Annotated in this window: 22 protein-coding genes; 13 read left to right on the top strand and 9 right to left on the bottom strand. The window is 66.7% G+C overall.

Annotation, left to right across the window (positions count from 1 at the left end; all coding sequences use genetic code 11):
- Positions 1–660 (top strand): PE/PPE C-terminal domain-containing protein (locus tag A5707_RS05625; protein WP_232000638.1); only part of this gene is annotated, 660 nt, incomplete at its 5' end.
- An 11-nt stretch (positions 661–671) separates the two neighbouring features.
- Here A5707_RS05625 and A5707_RS05620 read toward each other — a convergent pair.
- The 5 genes from A5707_RS05620 to A5707_RS05600 all read right to left on the bottom strand — a co-directional run bounded on the left by A5707_RS05620 (position 672) and on the right by A5707_RS05600 (position 4,758).
- Complete coding sequence (locus A5707_RS05620) at positions 672–1,388, bottom strand: hypothetical protein (RefSeq protein WP_065013530.1); 717 nt, start codon at positions 1,386–1,388, stop codon at positions 672–674.
- A gap of 22 nt (positions 1,389–1,410) precedes the next feature.
- A complete protein-coding gene (locus A5707_RS05615) occupies positions 1,411–1,719 on the bottom strand; it encodes a hypothetical protein (RefSeq protein WP_065013529.1) in 309 nt (102 codons plus the stop codon).
- 78 nt (positions 1,720–1,797) lie between these two features.
- Entirely contained in the window at positions 1,798–2,967 is a 1,170-nt protein-coding gene (locus A5707_RS05610; protein WP_065013528.1) for an acyl-CoA dehydrogenase, read from the bottom strand.
- A 71-nt stretch (positions 2,968–3,038) separates the two neighbouring features.
- Positions 3,039–3,554 carry a 5-(carboxyamino)imidazole ribonucleotide mutase gene (purE, locus tag A5707_RS05605; RefSeq protein WP_082969269.1) on the bottom strand — a complete coding sequence of 172 codons (516 nt, stop codon included), beginning with the start codon at positions 3,552–3,554 and terminating at the stop codon, positions 3,039–3,041.
- Positions 3,547–4,758: a 5-(carboxyamino)imidazole ribonucleotide synthase gene (locus tag A5707_RS05600; protein ID WP_082969268.1), complete on the bottom strand. Its 1,212-nt coding sequence runs from the start codon at positions 4,756–4,758 to the stop codon at positions 3,547–3,549. Before A5707_RS05600 ends, purE begins: the two co-directional genes overlap by 8 nt.
- Positions 4,759–4,844: 86 nt before the next feature.
- Between A5707_RS05600 and A5707_RS05595 the strand changes: the two genes are divergently transcribed.
- Positions 4,845–5,507, top strand: coding sequence for a GtrA family protein (locus A5707_RS05595; protein ID WP_065013526.1), 663 nt, complete (start codon positions 4,845–4,847; stop codon positions 5,505–5,507).
- On the opposite strand, the gene A5707_RS05590 is transcribed toward A5707_RS05595, so the two are convergent.
- Both A5707_RS05590 and A5707_RS05585 read right to left on the bottom strand, forming a co-directional pair.
- Positions 5,462–5,980, bottom strand: a complete 519-nt coding sequence (locus A5707_RS05590) for a PH domain-containing protein (RefSeq protein ID WP_065013525.1) — start codon at positions 5,978–5,980, stop codon at positions 5,462–5,464. The genes A5707_RS05595 and A5707_RS05590 overlap by 46 nt on opposite strands.
- Positions 5,981–5,989: 9 nt before the next feature.
- Positions 5,990–6,802, bottom strand: coding sequence for a biotin--[acetyl-CoA-carboxylase] ligase (locus A5707_RS05585; protein ID WP_065013524.1), 813 nt, complete (start codon positions 6,800–6,802; stop codon positions 5,990–5,992).
- Positions 6,803–6,939: 137 nt separating this feature from the next.
- On the opposite strand from A5707_RS05585, the gene A5707_RS05580 reads away from it, so the two are divergent.
- The 9 genes from A5707_RS05580 to A5707_RS05540 all read left to right on the top strand — a co-directional run bounded on the left by A5707_RS05580 (position 6,940) and on the right by A5707_RS05540 (position 14,115).
- Positions 6,940–8,580 (top strand): acyl-CoA carboxylase subunit beta, encoded by a 1,641-nt coding sequence (locus A5707_RS05580; RefSeq protein ID WP_065013523.1) that lies wholly within the window; start codon positions 6,940–6,942, stop codon positions 8,578–8,580.
- A gap of 14 nt (positions 8,581–8,594) precedes the next feature.
- On the top strand, positions 8,595–8,825 hold the full coding sequence (locus tag A5707_RS05575) for an acyl-CoA carboxylase subunit epsilon (protein WP_065013522.1): 231 nt from the start codon (positions 8,595–8,597) through the stop codon (positions 8,823–8,825).
- Positions 8,822–9,448 carry a Maf family protein gene (locus A5707_RS05570; protein ID WP_065013521.1) on the top strand — a complete coding sequence of 209 codons (627 nt, stop codon included), beginning with the start codon at positions 8,822–8,824 and terminating at the stop codon, positions 9,446–9,448. Before A5707_RS05575 ends, A5707_RS05570 begins: the two co-directional genes overlap by 4 nt.
- Positions 9,449–9,599: 151 nt before the next feature.
- Complete coding sequence (locus A5707_RS05565) at positions 9,600–9,827, top strand: hypothetical protein (protein WP_232000637.1); 228 nt, start codon at positions 9,600–9,602, stop codon at positions 9,825–9,827.
- A gap of 72 nt (positions 9,828–9,899) precedes the next feature.
- Entirely contained in the window at positions 9,900–10,790 is an 891-nt protein-coding gene (locus A5707_RS05560) for a sulfurtransferase (protein WP_065013520.1), read from the top strand.
- A complete protein-coding gene (locus A5707_RS05555) occupies positions 10,790–11,245 on the top strand; it encodes a SufE family protein (protein ID WP_065013519.1) in 456 nt (151 codons plus the stop codon). The genes A5707_RS05560 and A5707_RS05555 overlap by 1 nt, the downstream gene beginning before the upstream one ends.
- 79 nt (positions 11,246–11,324) lie before the next feature.
- Complete coding sequence (locus A5707_RS05550; protein WP_065013518.1) at positions 11,325–13,121, top strand: acetyl/propionyl/methylcrotonyl-CoA carboxylase subunit alpha; 1,797 nt, start codon at positions 11,325–11,327, stop codon at positions 13,119–13,121.
- Between the two features lie 16 nt (positions 13,122–13,137).
- The gene (locus A5707_RS05545; RefSeq protein WP_065013517.1) at positions 13,138–13,464 is read left to right on the top strand and encodes a hypothetical protein; all 327 of its coding nucleotides are present in this window, start codon (positions 13,138–13,140) and stop codon (positions 13,462–13,464) included.
- A 195-nt stretch (positions 13,465–13,659) separates the two neighbouring features.
- Complete coding sequence (locus tag A5707_RS05540; RefSeq protein WP_082969267.1) at positions 13,660–14,115, top strand: STAS domain-containing protein; 456 nt, start codon at positions 13,660–13,662, stop codon at positions 14,113–14,115.
- Here the strand turns inward: A5707_RS05540 and A5707_RS05535 are convergent.
- Both A5707_RS05535 and A5707_RS05530 read right to left on the bottom strand, forming a co-directional pair.
- Entirely contained in the window at positions 14,086–14,874 is a 789-nt protein-coding gene (locus A5707_RS05535; protein WP_065013516.1) for an RNA polymerase sigma factor SigF, read from the bottom strand. The genes A5707_RS05540 and A5707_RS05535 overlap by 30 nt on opposite strands.
- The gene (locus A5707_RS05530) at positions 14,871–15,308 is read right to left on the bottom strand and encodes an anti-sigma factor (protein WP_065013515.1); all 438 of its coding nucleotides are present in this window, start codon (positions 15,306–15,308) and stop codon (positions 14,871–14,873) included. Before A5707_RS05530 ends, A5707_RS05535 begins: the two co-directional genes overlap by 4 nt.
- 83 nt (positions 15,309–15,391) lie before the next feature.
- On the opposite strand from A5707_RS05530, the gene A5707_RS24085 reads away from it, so the two are divergent.
- Complete coding sequence (locus tag A5707_RS24085; RefSeq protein WP_197495262.1) at positions 15,392–15,541, top strand: hypothetical protein; 150 nt, start codon at positions 15,392–15,394, stop codon at positions 15,539–15,541.
- Positions 15,542–15,635: 94 nt separating this feature from the next.
- Entirely contained in the window at positions 15,636–15,827 is a 192-nt protein-coding gene (locus A5707_RS05525) for a hypothetical protein (RefSeq protein ID WP_065013514.1), read from the top strand.
- Positions 15,828–15,864: the final 37 nt, after the last annotated feature.

Here is a 15,864-nt window from a genome sequence, read left to right as displayed (position 1 = left end):
CAGGCCGCTGCGGTTGCTCACGCCGCCGAGACGGCCGCTGGCACGAGTGCGCAGCCACTGCAGTCGGTGCCCGCCACGCTGCAGGCCCTCGCGCTGCCCACGTCGTCGTCCGGTTCACCGACCTCGGGGGTGTTGGGCCTCAGACCAGTTCTGAGCGGGCTGCTCGGCAAAGCCGAAGGATCGCCCGGATGGTCCCAATCGCCTCTCGGCAAACTGTTGACGCCGTCGATGTATTCGAACCTGCTCAGCATGGGGTATTCCGAACTGGGCAGCTTCGACCACATGATCAAGGTCTGGGAAGACGTGCTTCCCGCCGCGGCCGTAACCAAAGGAGCTGAAGCGGCGGCCAGCCTGCCCGGTGTCGGTGGAATGCTGGGCGGCGGGCCGGTGTCGGCGGGCGTGTCGGCGAGTGTGGGTCACGCGGGCACGGTCGGCAACTTGTCGGTGCCGCAGAGTTGGGCCGCGGCGGCTCCTGCGACAAACGCCGCAAGCGCGGCTTCACCCCTCAACACCATCAGCACCGGCCCCGCAGGTAGACCAGAGGGGATGCTGCGCGGAATTCCGCTTTTTCCGGGTTCGGGCCGGCAGTCCGGCGGAGACATCGGCCAACGGTACGGGTTCCGCCACAGCGTGATGGCGCGCCCGCTGTCGGCCGGATAGCTAACCGCGCGCTATGCGCTGGGCCTGAACCAGGCCACCTTGGCCTGCCACGACCGGGCAGATCCGTAGGCGAAGCCGATGGCACCCAGGCACGCGCACAACCAGACCGGCAAGGTGACATCGATGTGGGCCCAGGCGGTGCCGATCTGGATCACATGCGCCACCACGCCGAAGCCCGCCGAGATCAGGTAAAGGTCGACGGTCGTCGTTGAGCGGGGATCGGTCCGCAGGATCAGAAGGACCTGAACGGCATAGCCGAGCAGATAGATCAGCAACCCACCCAGCACCAGCCAGTAGACGCCGAGCCAGACATCGGTGACCGGGGCAGCGAACATGTCGGGGTGATGGCCCTCATCGGCGATGACGAACACTGCGACCAGCAGCGGAACCACCAACCACACCGGGCGGGCCACGAATTTGCGCAGCAGCCCGCGGACGTGGGTTTCGTTGGCGAGCCGGGCCAGCCCGTGCTGGATGATCGCGGTCACCGCGAAAATCCAGCAGATGTGGCCGAGGAGGTGTTGCACGTTCCACAGCCCGAAGATCCGGTGCAGCGGCGGACCGAGAACGGCTGCCGCCCAGTGCGACATCAACAGCACCGCGCAACCCTGCAGCGCAACGTTCAGCGTCGCGCCGGCCTCCCAACTGGATCGCCACGTGTGGCGGCGGATCCATAGGCTGTACGCGATCGCAGCCAGCGTGGCGGTGATAAGGGCGGTTTTGATCATCAGGTGTTCCCAGCAGCGCCGCTTAGACGGGCGGCCTGTTGGGATCGGGATAGAGTTCACGCATTCTGGGCAGGCGCCGTTCGGACTCGACGAACTCGGCGACCGACTCCGGCTCGATCAACCCGTAGCGAACCTGCAGTTCGACCGGGTTCAACCCGAAATACTTAGCCGCCTTGATCAGATTGTCGGCGGTGACCAGCCGGCCCTCGCGAGCCGCTTTGTAGTAGGCGGACTTGCGATAGCCGAATGCCTCGTAGACCTCGGTAGCCGCCAGCGGCCTGCCGACCAGGTAGGGCAGAACGATCGCCGGGTCTTTGGCGCTGTCGTCCACAATTATGGACGATAGCCCCTCCTGGGGGACCCGGCAAAAGGAAGCCGAACGTTTCTCGACGGCGGAAGCCATCACGCGTCAGCGCAGCAGCGCGCGTGACATGACCACCCGCTGAATCTGGTTGGTGCCCTCGTAGATCTGGGTGATCTTGGCGTCGCGCATGAACCGTTCGACCGGGAAGTCGGTGGTGTAGCCGGCGCCGCCGAAGAGTTGCACCGACGACTCCGTCACGTCCATGGCCGTGTCGGAGGCGAAGCACTTGGCGGCCGCGGAGATGAATCCGAGATTCGGCTCGCCGCGCTCGGCGCGCGCAGCGGCGGTATAGACCATCAAGCGGGCGGCTTCGACTTTCATCGCCATGTCGGCCAGCTCGAATTGCACACCCTGGAACTCCGAGATCGACTTGCCAAATTGCTTGCGGTCCTTGGTATAAGCAACGGTTGCGTCCAGCGCGCCCTGCGCGATGCCCACGGCCTGCGCACCCACGGTGGGACGGGTGTGGTCGAGGGTCTGCAGCGCCGTCTTCAGCCCGGTGCCGGGCTCACCGATGATGCGATCGCCGGGGATGCGGCAGTTCTCGAAATACAGCTCGGTGGTCGGCGAGCCCTTGATTCCGAGTTTCTTTTCCTTCGGGCCGATGCTGAATCCCTCGTCGTCCTTGTGCACCATGAACGCCGAGATACCGTTGGCGCCCTTGTCCGGATCGGTCACCGCCATCACGGTGTACCAGGTCGACCTGCCGCCGTTGGTGATCCAGCATTTGGTGCCGTTGAGAATCCAGTCGTCGCCGTCGGCCTTGGCCCGGGTTTTCATCGACGCCGTATCACTGCCGGCCTCGCGCTCGCTTAATGCATACGACGCCATGGCCCCGTCGGTGGCCAAGCTCGGCAACACCTGCTTCTTCAGCTCCTCCGAACCCTGCAGGATGAGCCCCATGGTGCCCAGCTTGTTGACCGCGGGAATCAGCGACGACGAGGCACAAACCCGCGCCACCTCCTCGATCACGATGCAGGTGGCCACCGCGTCCGCGCCCTGACCGCCATACTCCTCGGAAATGTGGATGGCGTTGAAGCCGGAAGCATTCAGCGCCGCCAGCGCCTCCTCGGGAAACCGCGACTCCTCGTCGACCTCGGCGGCATAGGGCGCGATTTCCTTCTCCGCCAAAGCCCGAACCGTCGCCCGCAGCTCGTCGTGCTCCTCGGGCAACTTGAACAGATCAAATGATGGATCTCCGGCCCATCCAGCCATACCGACCTCCTTGCACAGTCTTCGATCGCCCGGCTCTACGGCGGGCCGCTCCGACCCGAATCGTCGCCGGGCTACTGGCCGGTAACTTTACTCCGCAGCTTTTCGTCCTTGACCCGCACGGTCTCCGCCAGCTGTTCCTGGAACGCGACGACCCGGCTGCGCAGCGCCGGATCGGACGCCCCGAGGATGCGCACCGCCAACAGGCCCGCGTTGCGGGCGCCGCCAATTGAAACGGTTGCCACCGGCACTCCCGCCGGCATCTGCACGATCGACAGCAGCGAGTCCAGACCGTCGAGCCTGGCCAGCGGCACCGGGACCCCGATCACCGGCAACGGTGTGACCGACGCGACCATGCCCGGCAAGTGGGCGGCGCCGCCGGCACCGGCGACGATCACCTCGATGCCGCGGTCGGCCGCGGCCCGGGCGTAGTCGAACATCCGCGCGGGCGTGCGGTGCGCCGAGACCACCCCGACCTCGTAGGGCACGTCGAATTCGGCCAGCGCGTCCGCAGCGTCCTGCATCACCGACCAGTCACTGTCGCTGCCCATGATCACGCCCACCCGGGGCTGATCCGCCAGGTTAACCATGTGGGTCCCATCCGTCCGTCCACTGCCCGTGCGATAACCAGTGTGCCGCCCGCCCGGCGCGTTCACGCAGCGTCGCCAGCTCGGCCATGTCCGACCCTAAGAAGTTGACGTGGCCGATTTTGCGGCCCGGCCGTTCCCCTTTCCCGTACAGGTGGACCCGGGCTTCGGGCATCCGCGCGAACAAGTGGTGCAGGCGTTCGTCGATGGTCATCGTCGGCGTTTGCGGCGCCCCCAACACGTTGGCCATCACCGTCACCGCGACGGTGGCGTCGGTGTCGCCGAGCGGATAGTCCAGCACCGCGCGCAGATGCTGCTCGAACTGGCTCGTCCGGGCGCCATCCATGGTCCAGTGCCCGGAATTGTGCGGCCGCATCGCCAACTCGTTGACCAGCAGAGCCCCGTCGGTGGTCTCGAACAGCTCGACGGCCAACACCCCAACCACCTCGAGCTCCGCCGCCAGCCGCAACGCCAACTGCTGCGCCTGGATGCCGACGTCGGCGGGCAACTGCGGAGCCGGCGCAATCACCTCCACGCAGATGCCGTCACGCTGCACGGTCTCCACCACCGGCCACGCCGCTCCCTGACCGAATGGCGAGCGCGCCACCAGCGCCGACAGTTCGCGCCGCATCGCGACTCGTTCCTCGACCAGCACCCGCACCCCGGAGCCCGCGATGTCGCGGGCGATTTCCCGGGCCTGTGCCAGGTCGGCGGCCATCCGCACCCCACGCCCGTCGTAGCCGCCGCGGGCCGCCTTGACCACCAGCGGACCGTCGACTCGCGCGGCGAACGCATCCAGATCGTCGAGCTCGCCGACCGCGGCGTAGCGCGGCACCGGCGCCCCCAATTCCTCCAGCCGGCGCCGCATCACGAGCTTGTCTTGCGCATGCACCAGCGCCTGCGGCGGCGGCGCCACATTGACGCCCTCGCCGACCAGCTTGGTCAGCAGCTCGGTAGGGACATGCTCGTGGTCGAAGGTCAGCGCGTTGGCCCCGGCCGCGACGCGGCGCAGGTCGTCGAGATCGGTATGCGAACCGATCACCACGTCGGGGCTGACTTGGGCGGCGGGGTCATCGGCGTCGGCGGCCAGCACCCGCAGCGTCTGGCCCAGCGCAATGGCGGCCTGATGAGTCATGCGGGCCAGCTGGCCGCCGCCGACCATCGCGACCACCGGCGGAGTAGACGGTGAACTTGGCACGGCCATCATGGTGTCATGGCGGCTGACCGCGGTATTTGACGGTGGTGACAGAGTCGTGACGCACCCGTAGCCGACAAAACGTACACTGCGACACTGTGTCCTTTGCCGATGCCACGATCGAGCGGTTGCCCCGGCTGATCCGACCGTATGCCGAACGCCATCACGAACTCATCAAGTTCGTCATCGTCGGGGCCACCACATTCGTCATCGACTCGGCGATCTTCTACACCCTCAAGTTGACGATTCTGGCGCCCAAGCCGGTGACCGCCAAGGTCATCGCGGGCATCGTCGCAGTCATCGCGTCCTACATCCTGAACCGGGAATGGAGCTTCCGGCAGCGCGGCGGTCGGGAACGCCACCACGAGGCGCTGTTGTTCTTCGTGTTCAGCGGTGTCGGCGTGCTGCTGTCGATGGCGCCGCTGTGGTTCTCCAGCTACATCCTGGAACTGCGGGTGCCCCACGTATCGCTGACGGTGGAAAACATCGCCGACTTCATCTCGGCGTACATCATCGGCAACCTGCTGCAGATGGCGTTCCGGTTCTGGGCGTTCCGGCGCTGGGTATTTCCCGACGAGTTCGGCCGTACCCCGGATCAGGCGTTGGAATCCGCACTCACCGCCGGCGGGATCGCCGAGGTGCTCGAGAACAACATCGAGGGCGGCGGCACCGTTACCCCGCTGCGCGCGTGGCGGTCACGGCGCAGCCGGCTTTCTCAGCTCGGCGATTCCTCGGACCCGAGAGTGTCGAAGACCTCGTGATACAGCAGCGCGTGAACCTGCTCCACGCGCGGAATGTCGTAGAACTCCAACGGATCTTGTGACGCCGACTCGATGATCAGCGTCCCGGTGCGCAAGACCCGGTCGACGATGCCGTGCCGGAATTCGACGCTGTTGATGCGGGCCAGCGGAATGTCGATTCCGCTGCGGCTCAACACACCGTGCCGAAACATCACTCGCCGGTCGGTGATGACGAAATGGGTGGTCAACCACGTCAGGAACGGCCACAGCGTCAGCCAGCCGACGACCACCAGCCAGATCACCCAGATCACCGCGAAGATGATGTTTTTGGCGTTGTGATCCCAGTCGGTCGTGCTGACAACGGCAGCCACGAATGATGCCAGCGCGGTGGCCAGCAGCAGGACGAGGACCGCGCCGATCAGCCGCTTCCAGTGCGGGTGCCGATGCAGAACCACCTGTTCGTCGCCGGCCAGCACATTGTCGGGGTAACCCACGGCAGCACTCTAACCGGCGGAACGCAGATGCGTGATGTCTCCGGCCGAGACCGTCACGGTCTGACCGCCGGTGTCCACGCGCAGCCGGCCCAACTCGTCGACGCCCAACGCCACCCCGACGAGCTCCTTGTCGCCGGGCAGCAGCGCCTGCACTCGCGAACCCAACGTCACGCTGTAACGCTGATAGTCGGCCAACAGCGTGGGGTCAGCCCCGCCGGCGGTTCGCCAAGCATCGATTCGACTGGCCAGTTCGCGAAGTATGCGGTGGGCCAACGCATTTCGATCAACTGTCGATCCCACCGCCAGCAGTGAGGTGGCGATTGGGTCGGGCGCTTCCGCCGCGGTCAGCGTCACGTTGAGCCCCAGCCCGACGACGATCGCCGGTGCCGGCGCGGCGACTTCGGCGAGAATCCCGGCCAGCTTGCCGTCGCCGACCAGGACGTCGTTGGGCCACTTGAGGCCCGCGGCGACGTCGGCTTGCGCCGCCAGCGCGTCGACGACGGCGACGCCGGTGGCCAGCGGCAGCCACCCCCATCCCGACCGGGGCACCGAGGATCCGTCGACGCCGACCGACAAGGCGATCTGGCTGCGTGGCGGCGCCGACCAGTGCCGCCCGTGGCGCCCGCGACCGGCGTTCTGGTATTCGGCCAGCAGCACCGCGCCGTCGATGTCGTCGCCGGCGGCCGACCGGGCCAACAGGTCGGCGTTGGTGGAGCCGGTCTCGGCGACCACGTCGAGCCGGCGCCATGCCGACTCCGGGCCGACCAGCCCGTTGCCGATCACCGCAGCGTCTAGCGGCGGCCGGAGCGGGTCAGCGTCCATTCGGCGATTTTTTCACGTTGACTCTGCGGCTACCAGGCGAATATGCGAGTGGACTACTTGGTGAACGCAGAATCAACGCGCCGATCGGCATGGCCGCAATTCGGCCCGCCGATCCAGCGCCGCTAAGCTCGTCACCCATGACGAGCGTTTCCGAGAGCCATGTCGAAGCGGCCGCTGAGCACGAGATCGACATCCACACCACCGCGGGCAAACTGGCCGAACTGCGCAAGCGGGCCAACGAGACGCTGCATCCGGTCGGTGAGGCCGCCGTCGAGAAGGTGCACGCCAAGGGCAAGCTGACCGCCCGCGAACGCATCACCGCGCTGCTCGACGAGGATTCGTTCGTCGAGCTCGACGCGTTGGCCAAGCACCGCAGCACCAACTTCGGGCTCGGCGAGAAGCGACCGGTCGGCGACGGCGTCGTCACCGGTTACGGCACCATCGACGGCCGGGACGTGTGCGTCTTCAGCCAGGACGTCACGGTGTTCGGCGGCAGCCTCGGCGAGGTGTACGGGGAAAAGATCGTCAAGGTACAGGAGCTGGCGATCAAGACCGGCCGCCCGCTGATCGGCATCAACGACGGCGCCGGCGCGCGCATCCAAGAGGGTGTGGTCTCGCTGGGGCTCTACAGCCGGATCTTTCACCGCAACATTCAAGCCTCCGGTGTGATCCCGCAGATTTCGCTGATCATGGGCGCCGCCGCCGGCGGGCACGTCTACTCCCCCGCGCTGACCGACTTCGTCGTGATGGTCGACCAGACCAGCCAGATGTTCATCACCGGCCCAGACGTGATCAAGACCGTCACCGGTGAGGACGTCACGATGGAGGAGCTGGGCGGCGCGCACACCCACATGGCCAAGTCCGGCCTGGCACACTATGTGGCCTCCGGCGAGCAGGACGCCTTCGACTACGTCCGCGAGCTGCTGAGTTACCTGCCGCCCAACAACTTCACCGACCCGCCGCGCTACCCGGTACCGATCCCCGACGGCGCCATCGAGGACAACCTCACCGACGAGGACATCGAGCTGGACACGCTGATCCCGGACTCGCCGAACCAGCCGTACGACATGCACGAGGTGATCACCCGAATCCTCGACGACGACGAGTTCTGCGAGGTGCAGGCCGGTTACGCCCAGAACATCGTGGTCGGGTTCGGCCGCGTCGACGGCCGGCCGGTCGGGATCGTGGCCAACCAGCCCACCCAGTTCGCCGGCTGCCTGGACATCAACGCCTCGGAGAAGGCCGCCCGTTTCGTGCGGACCTGCGACTGCTTCAACATCCCGATCGTCATGCTGGTCGACGTGCCGGGCTTTCTGCCCGGCACCGGCCAGGAATACAACGGCATCATCCGCCGCGGCGCCAAGCTGCTGTACGCCTACGGCGAGGCCACCGTCGCCAAGATCACCGTGATCACCCGCAAGGCCTACGGCGGCGCCTACTGCGTGATGGGCTCCAAAGACATGGGCGCCGACGTCTGCGTGGCCTGGCCCACGGCGCAGATCGCGGTGATGGGCGCCTCCGGCGCCGTCGGGTTCGTCTACCGCCAGCAGCTGGCCGAGGCGGCCAGCAAGGGTGAGGACGTCGACGCGCTGCGCTTACAGCTTCAGCAGGAGTACGAGGACACCCTGGTCAACCCCTACGTCGCCGCCGAGCGAGGCTACGTCGACGCGGTGATTCCGCCGTCGCACACCCGCGGCTACGTGGGGACCGCGCTGCGGCTGCTGGAACGCAAGATCGCCCAGACGCCGCCCAAGAAGCACGGAAACATTCCGCTGTGACGGATGGGAACGAGATGAGCGACGAACAGGGTGCCCACGAACCGCACATCGCGGTGATCAAGGGCAACCCCACCGACGAGGAGCTGGCCGCGCTGATCGCGGTGTTGGGCAGCGCCGGCGGCGGCGCGACCGAGCCGGCGCAGCCCCAGCGCAGCCGGTGGGGGCTGCCGATCGACAAGCTGCGCTACCCGGTATTCAGCTGGCAGCGGGTCACGCTGCTGGAACGGACGCACATGCGCCGATGACCCGGCTGGTGCTCGGGTCCGCCTCGCCTGGCCGGCTCACCGTGTTGCGTCAGGCCGGCATCGAGCCGCTGGTCGTGGTCTCCGGGGTCGACGAGGACGCCGTCATCGCCGGGCTTCCATCGGATGCTTCGCCCGCGGAGGTTGTCTGCGCGCTGGCGCGCGCCAAAGCCGAGCGGGTGGTCGATAGCCTGGAGGACTCCGTCGCCGCGGATTGTGTTGTCATCGGCTGTGATTCGATGCTGGAAGTCGATGGCCGGCTGGTCGGCAAACCCGGGTCCGCCGCTGCCGCCCAAGCTCAGTGGCACTTGATGGGCGGCCGATCGGGCCGGCTGCACACCGGTCACTGCCTGATCCGCCTGCACGACGCCACCGTCACCGCATGTGAAGTCGAATCCGCTTGCACCACCGTGCATTTCGCTGAGCCAACCGACGACGACCTGCGGGCGTACGTCGCGAGCGGCGAGCCCCTACGCGTGGCCGGCGGCTTCACGATCGACGGGCTCGGCGGCTGGTTCGTCGACCGGATCGAAGGCGATCCGTCCAACGTCATCGGCATCAGCCTGCCCTTGACCCGCCGGTTGTTGCAGCGCATCGGGTTGTCGGTCAGCGCGCTGTGGTGTTGAGCACCCGCCGAGATCGACGTTAGCGCCGAATTTCTCGCACTTTTGCGCTCTAGCGTCGGTTTCGGCGCGCTGCCTGGCCGTGACACAACCGTGACTGGACGCGCCGGACGTGGTTACGCGCTTGGCGAGGAGCACCGCAGACACTGGACCCATGCCGGTGGAAGAAACCATGTGGAACGTGCCCGTGTCGCGGGATATCGACCGCTATGACACCGAACAGCTCCGAGCCGCCCTGGCCAACGTTGTGCGAGACCAGTTGTCGCCGGGCAAGCGACTTCTGCGGGTGGTCAGCTGGTGCCCCAACGGCGGCGCGCTATTCCGCCCGAAGCCGGACGCCCGCCGCTTCGCGGTGGCCTACGAGGTCGCGCTGAGCGTCTGACTCCGCCGGCCGCATCACCGAGGCGCTCGGTGCCTGCTACGCGGTGAAATCCGCGACGGTAGGCTCAATGCCGTGCCATTACCAGCAGATCCCAGCCCCACCCTGAGCGCCTATGCCCACCCGGAACGGCTGGTCACCGCCGACTGGCTGGCCGGCAACATGGGCAAACCCGGCCTGGTGATCGTCGAGTCCGACGAGGACGTACTGCTCTACGACGTCGGCCATATTCCCGGGGCGGTCAAGATCGACTGGCATACCGACCTCAACGACCCGCGGGTGCGCGACTACATCACCGGCGAGCAGTTCGCCGACTTGATGAACCGCAAGGGCATTTCGCGCGACGACACCGTGGTGATCTACGGGGACAAGAGCAACTGGTGGGCGGCGTATGCGCTCTGGGTCTTCACGCTGTTCGGCCATCCCGACGTCCGGCTGCTCAACGGCGGGCGCGATCTGTGGCTCTCCGACGGCCGGGAAACCACGCTGGATGTCCCGTCCAAGACGTCAACCGGCTACCCCGTCGTGCAACGCAACGATGCACCGATCCGCGCCTACAAGGACGACGTGTTGGACGCGTTGGGTTCTGGCCCGTTGATCGACGTCCGCTCGCCACAGGAGTACACCGGCGAGCGCACCCACATGCCTGATTACCCCGAGGAGGGCGCGCTGCGGGCCGGGCACATTCCCACCGCGGTGTCGATCCCCTGGGCCAAAGCCGCCGATGACAGCGGCCGGTTCCGCAGCCGCGAGGAGCTCGAGCAGCTCTACGGATTCATCGGGCCAGACGACAAGACGATCGTGTATTGCCGCATCGGTGAACGGTCCAGCCACACCTGGTTCGTGTTGACGCATCTGCTCGGCATCCCGGGCGTGCGTAACTACGACGGCTCCTGGACCGAATGGGGCAACACCGTGCGGGTGCCGATCGTCGCCGGCGAGCAACCCGGAGCCGTGCCGGTCTGATGAGCATGCCCGCGCCGCTGGCCGAGGTGGTGTCCGACTTCGCCGAAGTTCAGGGCCAAGACAAGCTGCGGCTGCTGCTGGAATTCGCCGAGGACCTGCCGGCCCTGCCCGGCGAGTTGGAAGAGGCGGCCATGGAGCCGGTGCCCGAATGCCAGTCGCCGCTGTTCCTGCACGTCGATGCGCATGACCCGGCGCGGGTGCGGCTGTATTTCAGCGCCCCGCCCGAAGCGCCGACCACCCGCGGATTCGCCTCGATCCTGGCCACTGGCCTCGACGAGCAGTCTGCCGCCGACATTTTGGCGGTACCCGAGGACTTTTACACCGATCTGGGGCTGGCGGCGCTGATCAGCCCGCTGCGGCTGCGGGGTATGTCGGCGATGCTGGCCCGCATCAAGCGGAGGCTGCGCGAGTCCAATGGGGCACCGGCTGATTCGGCGCCACACCGCGGCGCTTAAACTTCCCCCCGACAGACTTGTAAGAGGATTTCTTAAGAAGTCCAGCCCTAAGAGAAACGTTCCAGCCACAGGAGGCGCAGTGCCTAGTCACGCCAGCTCGAAGATCGCCAAGGTTCTCGTCGCCAATCGCGGGGAGATCGCGGTTCGGGTGATCCGGGCGGCCAGAGACGCCGGCCTGCCCAGCGTCGCGGTGTACGCCGAACCCGACGCCGACGCGCCCCACGTGCGGCTGGCCGACGAAGCATTCGCGCTCGGGGGACAGACCTCGGCGGAGTCCTACCTGGTGTTCGACAAGCTCCTGGAGGCTGCCGCCAAGTCCGGCGCCAACGCGATTCACCCGGGCTACGGGTTCCTTTCGGAGAACGCCGATTTCGCCCAGGCGGTCATCGACGCCGGCCTGATCTGGATCGGGCCCAGCCCGCAGTCGATCCGCGATCTCGGTGACAAGGTGACCGCCCGCCACATCGCCGCTCGCGCCCAGGCCCCGCTGGTACCCGGCACCCCCGACCCGGTCAAGGACGCCGACGAGGTGGTCGCCTTCGCCCAGGAGTACGGCGTGCCGATCGCGATCAAGGCCGCATTCGGCGGTGGCGGTAAAGGCATGAAGGTCGCCCGCACCATCGAGGAGATCCCCGAGCTCTACGAGTCCGCGGTGCGCGAGGCCACGGCCGCGTTTGGCCGCGGCGAATGCTTCGTCGAGCGCTACCTCGATAAGCCCCGCCACGTCGAGGCCCAGGTGATCGCCGACCAGCACGGCAACGTCGTCGTCGCCGGCACCCGGGACTGCTCACTGCAGCGCCGCTTCCAGAAGCTGGTCGAAGAAGCGCCCGCGCCGTTCCTCACCGACGCGCAGCGCAAGGAGATCCACGAGTCGGCCAAGCGGATCTGCAAGGAAGCCCACTACTACGGCGCCGGGACCGTCGAATACCTGGTCGGCCAGGACGGCCTGATCTCGTTCCTCGAGGTCAACACCCGTCTGCAGGTCGAGCACCCGGTCACCGAGGAGACCGCCGGCATCGACCTGGTGTTGCAGCAGTTCAAGATCGCCAACGGCGAGAAGCTGGAGATCACCGAAGACCCCACCCCGCGCGGGCACGCCATCGAGTTCCGGATCAACGGCGAAGACGCCGGCCGCGGCTTCCTGCCCGCGCCCGGCCCGGTCAACCGGTACGACATTCCCACCGGCCCCGGTGTCCGGCTGGATTCCGGCGTCGAAGCCGGTTCGGTGATCGGCGGACAGTTCGACTCGATGTTGTCCAAGCTGATCGTCTACGGGGCCAACCGCCAGGAGGCGCTGGCGCGGGCGCGCCGGGCCTTGGATGAATTTCACGTCGAAGGACTGGCCACCGTCATTCCGTTCCATCGGGCAGTGGTCTCCGACCCCGCCTTCATCGGCGACGACAACGGCTTCTCGGTGCACACCCGCTGGATCGAGACCGAATGGAACAACACCGTCGAACCGTTCACCGGCGGCGAGCCCCTCGATGAGGACGACGCACGGCCGCGGCAGAAAGTGGTCGTCGAGGTCAGCGGCCGCCGGCTCGAGGTGTCGCTGCCGGCCGACCTGGCGCTGTCCAACGGCGGCGGCGGCGACGCGGCCGGCGTGATCCGCAAGAAGCCCAAGCCACGCAAGCGCGGCGCGCAGGGCGGCGCCGCGGCCTCGGGTGACGCGGTGACCGCGCCGATGCAGGGCACCGTGGTCAAGGTCGCCGTCGAGGAGGGCCAGGAAGTCACCGCCGGCGACCTGGTCGTGGTCCTGGAAGCGATGAAGATGGAAAACCCGGTCACCGCACACAAGGACGGTGTCATCACCGGGCTGGCCGTCGAGGCCGGTGCCGCGATCACACAGGGCACGGTGCTCGCCGAGATCAAGTAGCTCGGCAGGCGGCCAGATGGATCCTGTCGAAATCAACGCCGGCAGTTGGTATCTGCGGGCGTTACGAGCAGATGACCGGATCGACGATCGACCGGCGCTGGCCGAGCTCGGCGTCACCGACCCCGACTACGTCGCGCGCAGCGCCGCCCAATGGTCATCGGACACCTGCTACACGTGGGCGGTCTGCGAGCCGACGACGGGTGAATTGCTGGCCGAAGTCAGGCTCGACCCGGCGACCGGTGAGATCAGCACCCGAACCCGCGCAGCAGACGGCCAGCCGGCGGCCGCGGCCAGCGCGGCGGTGCAGCGATTCGCCATGACGTTGCCGCCAAAGCCGCAGTGACCAGGGATTCTGAGAATCGCTCTCAGGTCGTTGTCGACCCGAGTGGCCGGGAGTAGTGTTCATCACCAGGTTGAGTTAACAGCCACCCGGAAAAGCGTCAAAGACGTGCGGGAGGCGCGGCCGCCCGCCGTGAGGGGGCATCAAACCGCCTGACGTGATCCACAGCACGAATCGTCGTCGACTGATGGAGTCACCATGTCGTCCGCCAAAGACAGACGCGTTGAGAGCAGCGCCGCTGCAGCAGACGCCACATTTCCGTCCCAACCGTGGGAAAACCACACCGTCCGATTCACCGCTCAGTGGGTGTCATCGGTCGCCGTCATCGGTGCGTACGGTGAACTCGACGCATCCAACGCCAACCAGCTCGCCAATTATGTTCAGCGTTGCTCCGCTCACGCCAAGCACGTGATCGTGGACTTAACCGGCCTGGAATTCTTTGGCACAGCGGGCTTTTCAGCACTGCACACCATCAACGTCAGGTGCGCGGGCACCGACGTAGAGTGGGCTGTGGTGCCCGGTCCCGCGGTTTCCCGGGTGCTGCGGATCTGCGATCCAGACAACACCCTGCCGACCACGAATTCGGCGGCTGCCGGCCTGGCCACCGACGACGAGCCGCAGCGGCTATTCCAACTGATCCCGCAGGCGCGCTAGCGATTTCGCGAGCAGCCGAGACACGTGCATCTGTGAGATGCCGACGCGCTCGGCGATCTGCGTCTGCGTCATCGAGTCGAAGAACCTGAGTACCAACACCGTTCGCTCACGCTCGGGCAGCGCATCCAGCAACGGCCGCAACGATTCCCGGTTCTCGATTCGCTCCAGGCCCGTGTCGACATCGCCGAGCGTGTCGGCAATGGCGCGGGCGTCCTCGTCACCGCTGCCGCCGCCGCTGTCGATGGACAACGTGTTGTACGAGCTGCCGGCCACCAGGCCTTCGATGACCTCGGTGCGGTCCATGTCCAGTTCGTCGGCCAACTCCGTTGCGGTGGGTGCACGGCCCAGCCGCTGGGACAGGTCGGCGGTGGCGGTGCCCAGCCGCAGATGAAGCTCCTTGAGCCGCCGGGGCACCTTGACCGACCAACTGTTGTCCCGGAAATGGCGGCGAACTTCGCCCATGATGGTCGGGACGGCGAACGAAACGAAGTCCGACCCTGCTTCGACGTCGAAGCGGACGACGGCATTGACCAGCCCGACCCGCGCGACCTGCACCAGGTCGTCGCGCGGCTCTCCTCGGCCCTCGAACCGTCGGGCGATGTGATCGGCGAGCGGCAGGCACCGCTCCACGATCTTGTCCCGCTGACGCTGGGATTCCGGTGAATCGGCCGTCAAACTGGCCAATTCACGGAACATGTCGGGAACGTCGGCGTATTCGTTGGGCCTCGAGGTCGAACCGCCGACAGCTCGCGGTGTCACCTGGCAGAGCCCGCCCGTCGCGTAGTGAGCGTGATTCCGAAGACGCCGCCGGACCCGTCTGAGGCTCGGCCGTCGTGGAATGTCTGGACGTCATCGGCCAGCGAGGTCAGCACATGCCAGCTGAAGCTGCCGGGTGTCACCACCTCGGCGGTCTGGCACGCCGCCGACGCCTGGACCACCAACTCGTCGTCGCGCGGATCGACCACCAGCATCAGCGTCGCGTCGTCGGCGGCAGACCGGATCAACCGGGTGCACACCTCATCCACCGCCAAGCGAAGGTCGGCGACGGCGTCGAAGTCCAGGTCTTCAAAAGTGCCGACCGCGCCGACCAGGGTGCGCAGCACGGCAAGGTTCTCCAAGCGTGCTGCTACCCGAAGCTCAATGGCGCGGTCACTCCGTTGCTGGATGTTGCCCGGCACGTCGGTAGTGGTCATCTGCCCTCCCGGCAATGTTTGACTGAGACTACCCCCGCGTTGGAGCCGGTTAGTCATGGCCACCGCCGGGTATTCCACCCGCCATGGACGAGGTTGAGACAACGGAAACTCCCCGCACGCGCCGACTTCGGCGCACTGCGCTGATCGCCGTTATCACGCTGATCGTCTTGATTCTGGTCGCAGTGGGAATCTACGTGATCGCGTTTGTGATCCTGTCCCCGATGCTGGCGTAGCCGGGTTTTCACATCGTTGCTGGATGCCGTCGAAGTCATCATCGTGCAGAGTTGATACCCCTTCGCCGCGGCGAATGAAACCCAGGAGAATGTGATGGACGACCGCGACGACCGGTCCGACGAAGTTCCCGTCGCCGACGCCGTCGAGCAGGACCAGGAAACCACATCCTTGCCGAGCGGCTTCGACGGCGAAATCCCGCCGGTAGAGGCGAATACCTCCGACTGGCATGAGCAGCACCAGGAGATCGTCGGCGACGAGGACGACCGCGAGGAGTACCGCCCGTAAGGCTCCGTCGATCGGGCCGCGAGACATAGGCTTATTG

The sequence above is a fragment of the Mycobacterium kyorinense genome (assembly GCF_001672775.1).
Lineage (GTDB): Bacteria > Actinomycetota > Actinomycetes > Mycobacteriales > Mycobacteriaceae > Mycobacterium > Mycobacterium kyorinense_A.
This window is presented reverse-complemented; position numbering and strand designations above follow the sequence as displayed.

Bases quoted from the DNA above. Each gene is read 5' to 3' on its own strand.
- A5707_RS05620 (WP_065013530.1), bottom strand. From the start codon at position 1,388: ATGATCAAAACCGCCCTTATCACCGCCACGCTGGCTGCGATCGCGTAC.
- A5707_RS05610 (WP_065013528.1), bottom strand. From the start codon at position 2,967: ATGGCTGGATGGGCCGGAGATCCATCATTTGATCTGTTCAAGTTGCCC.
- purE (WP_082969269.1), bottom strand. From the start codon at position 3,554: ATGGTTAACCTGGCGGATCAGCCCCGGGTGGGCGTGATCATGGGCAGC.
- A5707_RS05600 (WP_082969268.1), bottom strand. From the start codon at position 4,758: ATGATGGCCGTGCCAAGTTCACCGTCTACTCCGCCGGTGGTCGCGATG.
- A5707_RS05585 (WP_065013524.1), bottom strand. From the start codon at position 6,802: ATGGACGCTGACCCGCTCCGGCCGCCGCTAGACGCTGCGGTGATCGGC.
- A5707_RS05580 (WP_065013523.1), top strand. From the start codon at position 6,940: ATGACGAGCGTTTCCGAGAGCCATGTCGAAGCGGCCGCTGAGCACGAG.
- A5707_RS05575 (WP_065013522.1), top strand. From the start codon at position 8,595: ATGAGCGACGAACAGGGTGCCCACGAACCGCACATCGCGGTGATCAAG.
- A5707_RS05570 (WP_065013521.1), top strand. From the start codon at position 8,822: ATGACCCGGCTGGTGCTCGGGTCCGCCTCGCCTGGCCGGCTCACCGTG.
- A5707_RS05565 (WP_232000637.1), top strand. From the start codon at position 9,600: ATGCCGGTGGAAGAAACCATGTGGAACGTGCCCGTGTCGCGGGATATC.
- A5707_RS05555 (WP_065013519.1), top strand. From the start codon at position 10,790: ATGAGCATGCCCGCGCCGCTGGCCGAGGTGGTGTCCGACTTCGCCGAA.
- A5707_RS05545 (WP_065013517.1), top strand. From the start codon at position 13,138: ATGGATCCTGTCGAAATCAACGCCGGCAGTTGGTATCTGCGGGCGTTA.
- A5707_RS05540 (WP_082969267.1), top strand. From the start codon at position 13,660: ATGTCGTCCGCCAAAGACAGACGCGTTGAGAGCAGCGCCGCTGCAGCA.
- A5707_RS05530 (WP_065013515.1), bottom strand. From the start codon at position 15,308: ATGACCACTACCGACGTGCCGGGCAACATCCAGCAACGGAGTGACCGC.
- A5707_RS24085 (WP_197495262.1), top strand. From the start codon at position 15,392: ATGGACGAGGTTGAGACAACGGAAACTCCCCGCACGCGCCGACTTCGG.
- A5707_RS05525 (WP_065013514.1), top strand. From the start codon at position 15,636: ATGGACGACCGCGACGACCGGTCCGACGAAGTTCCCGTCGCCGACGCC.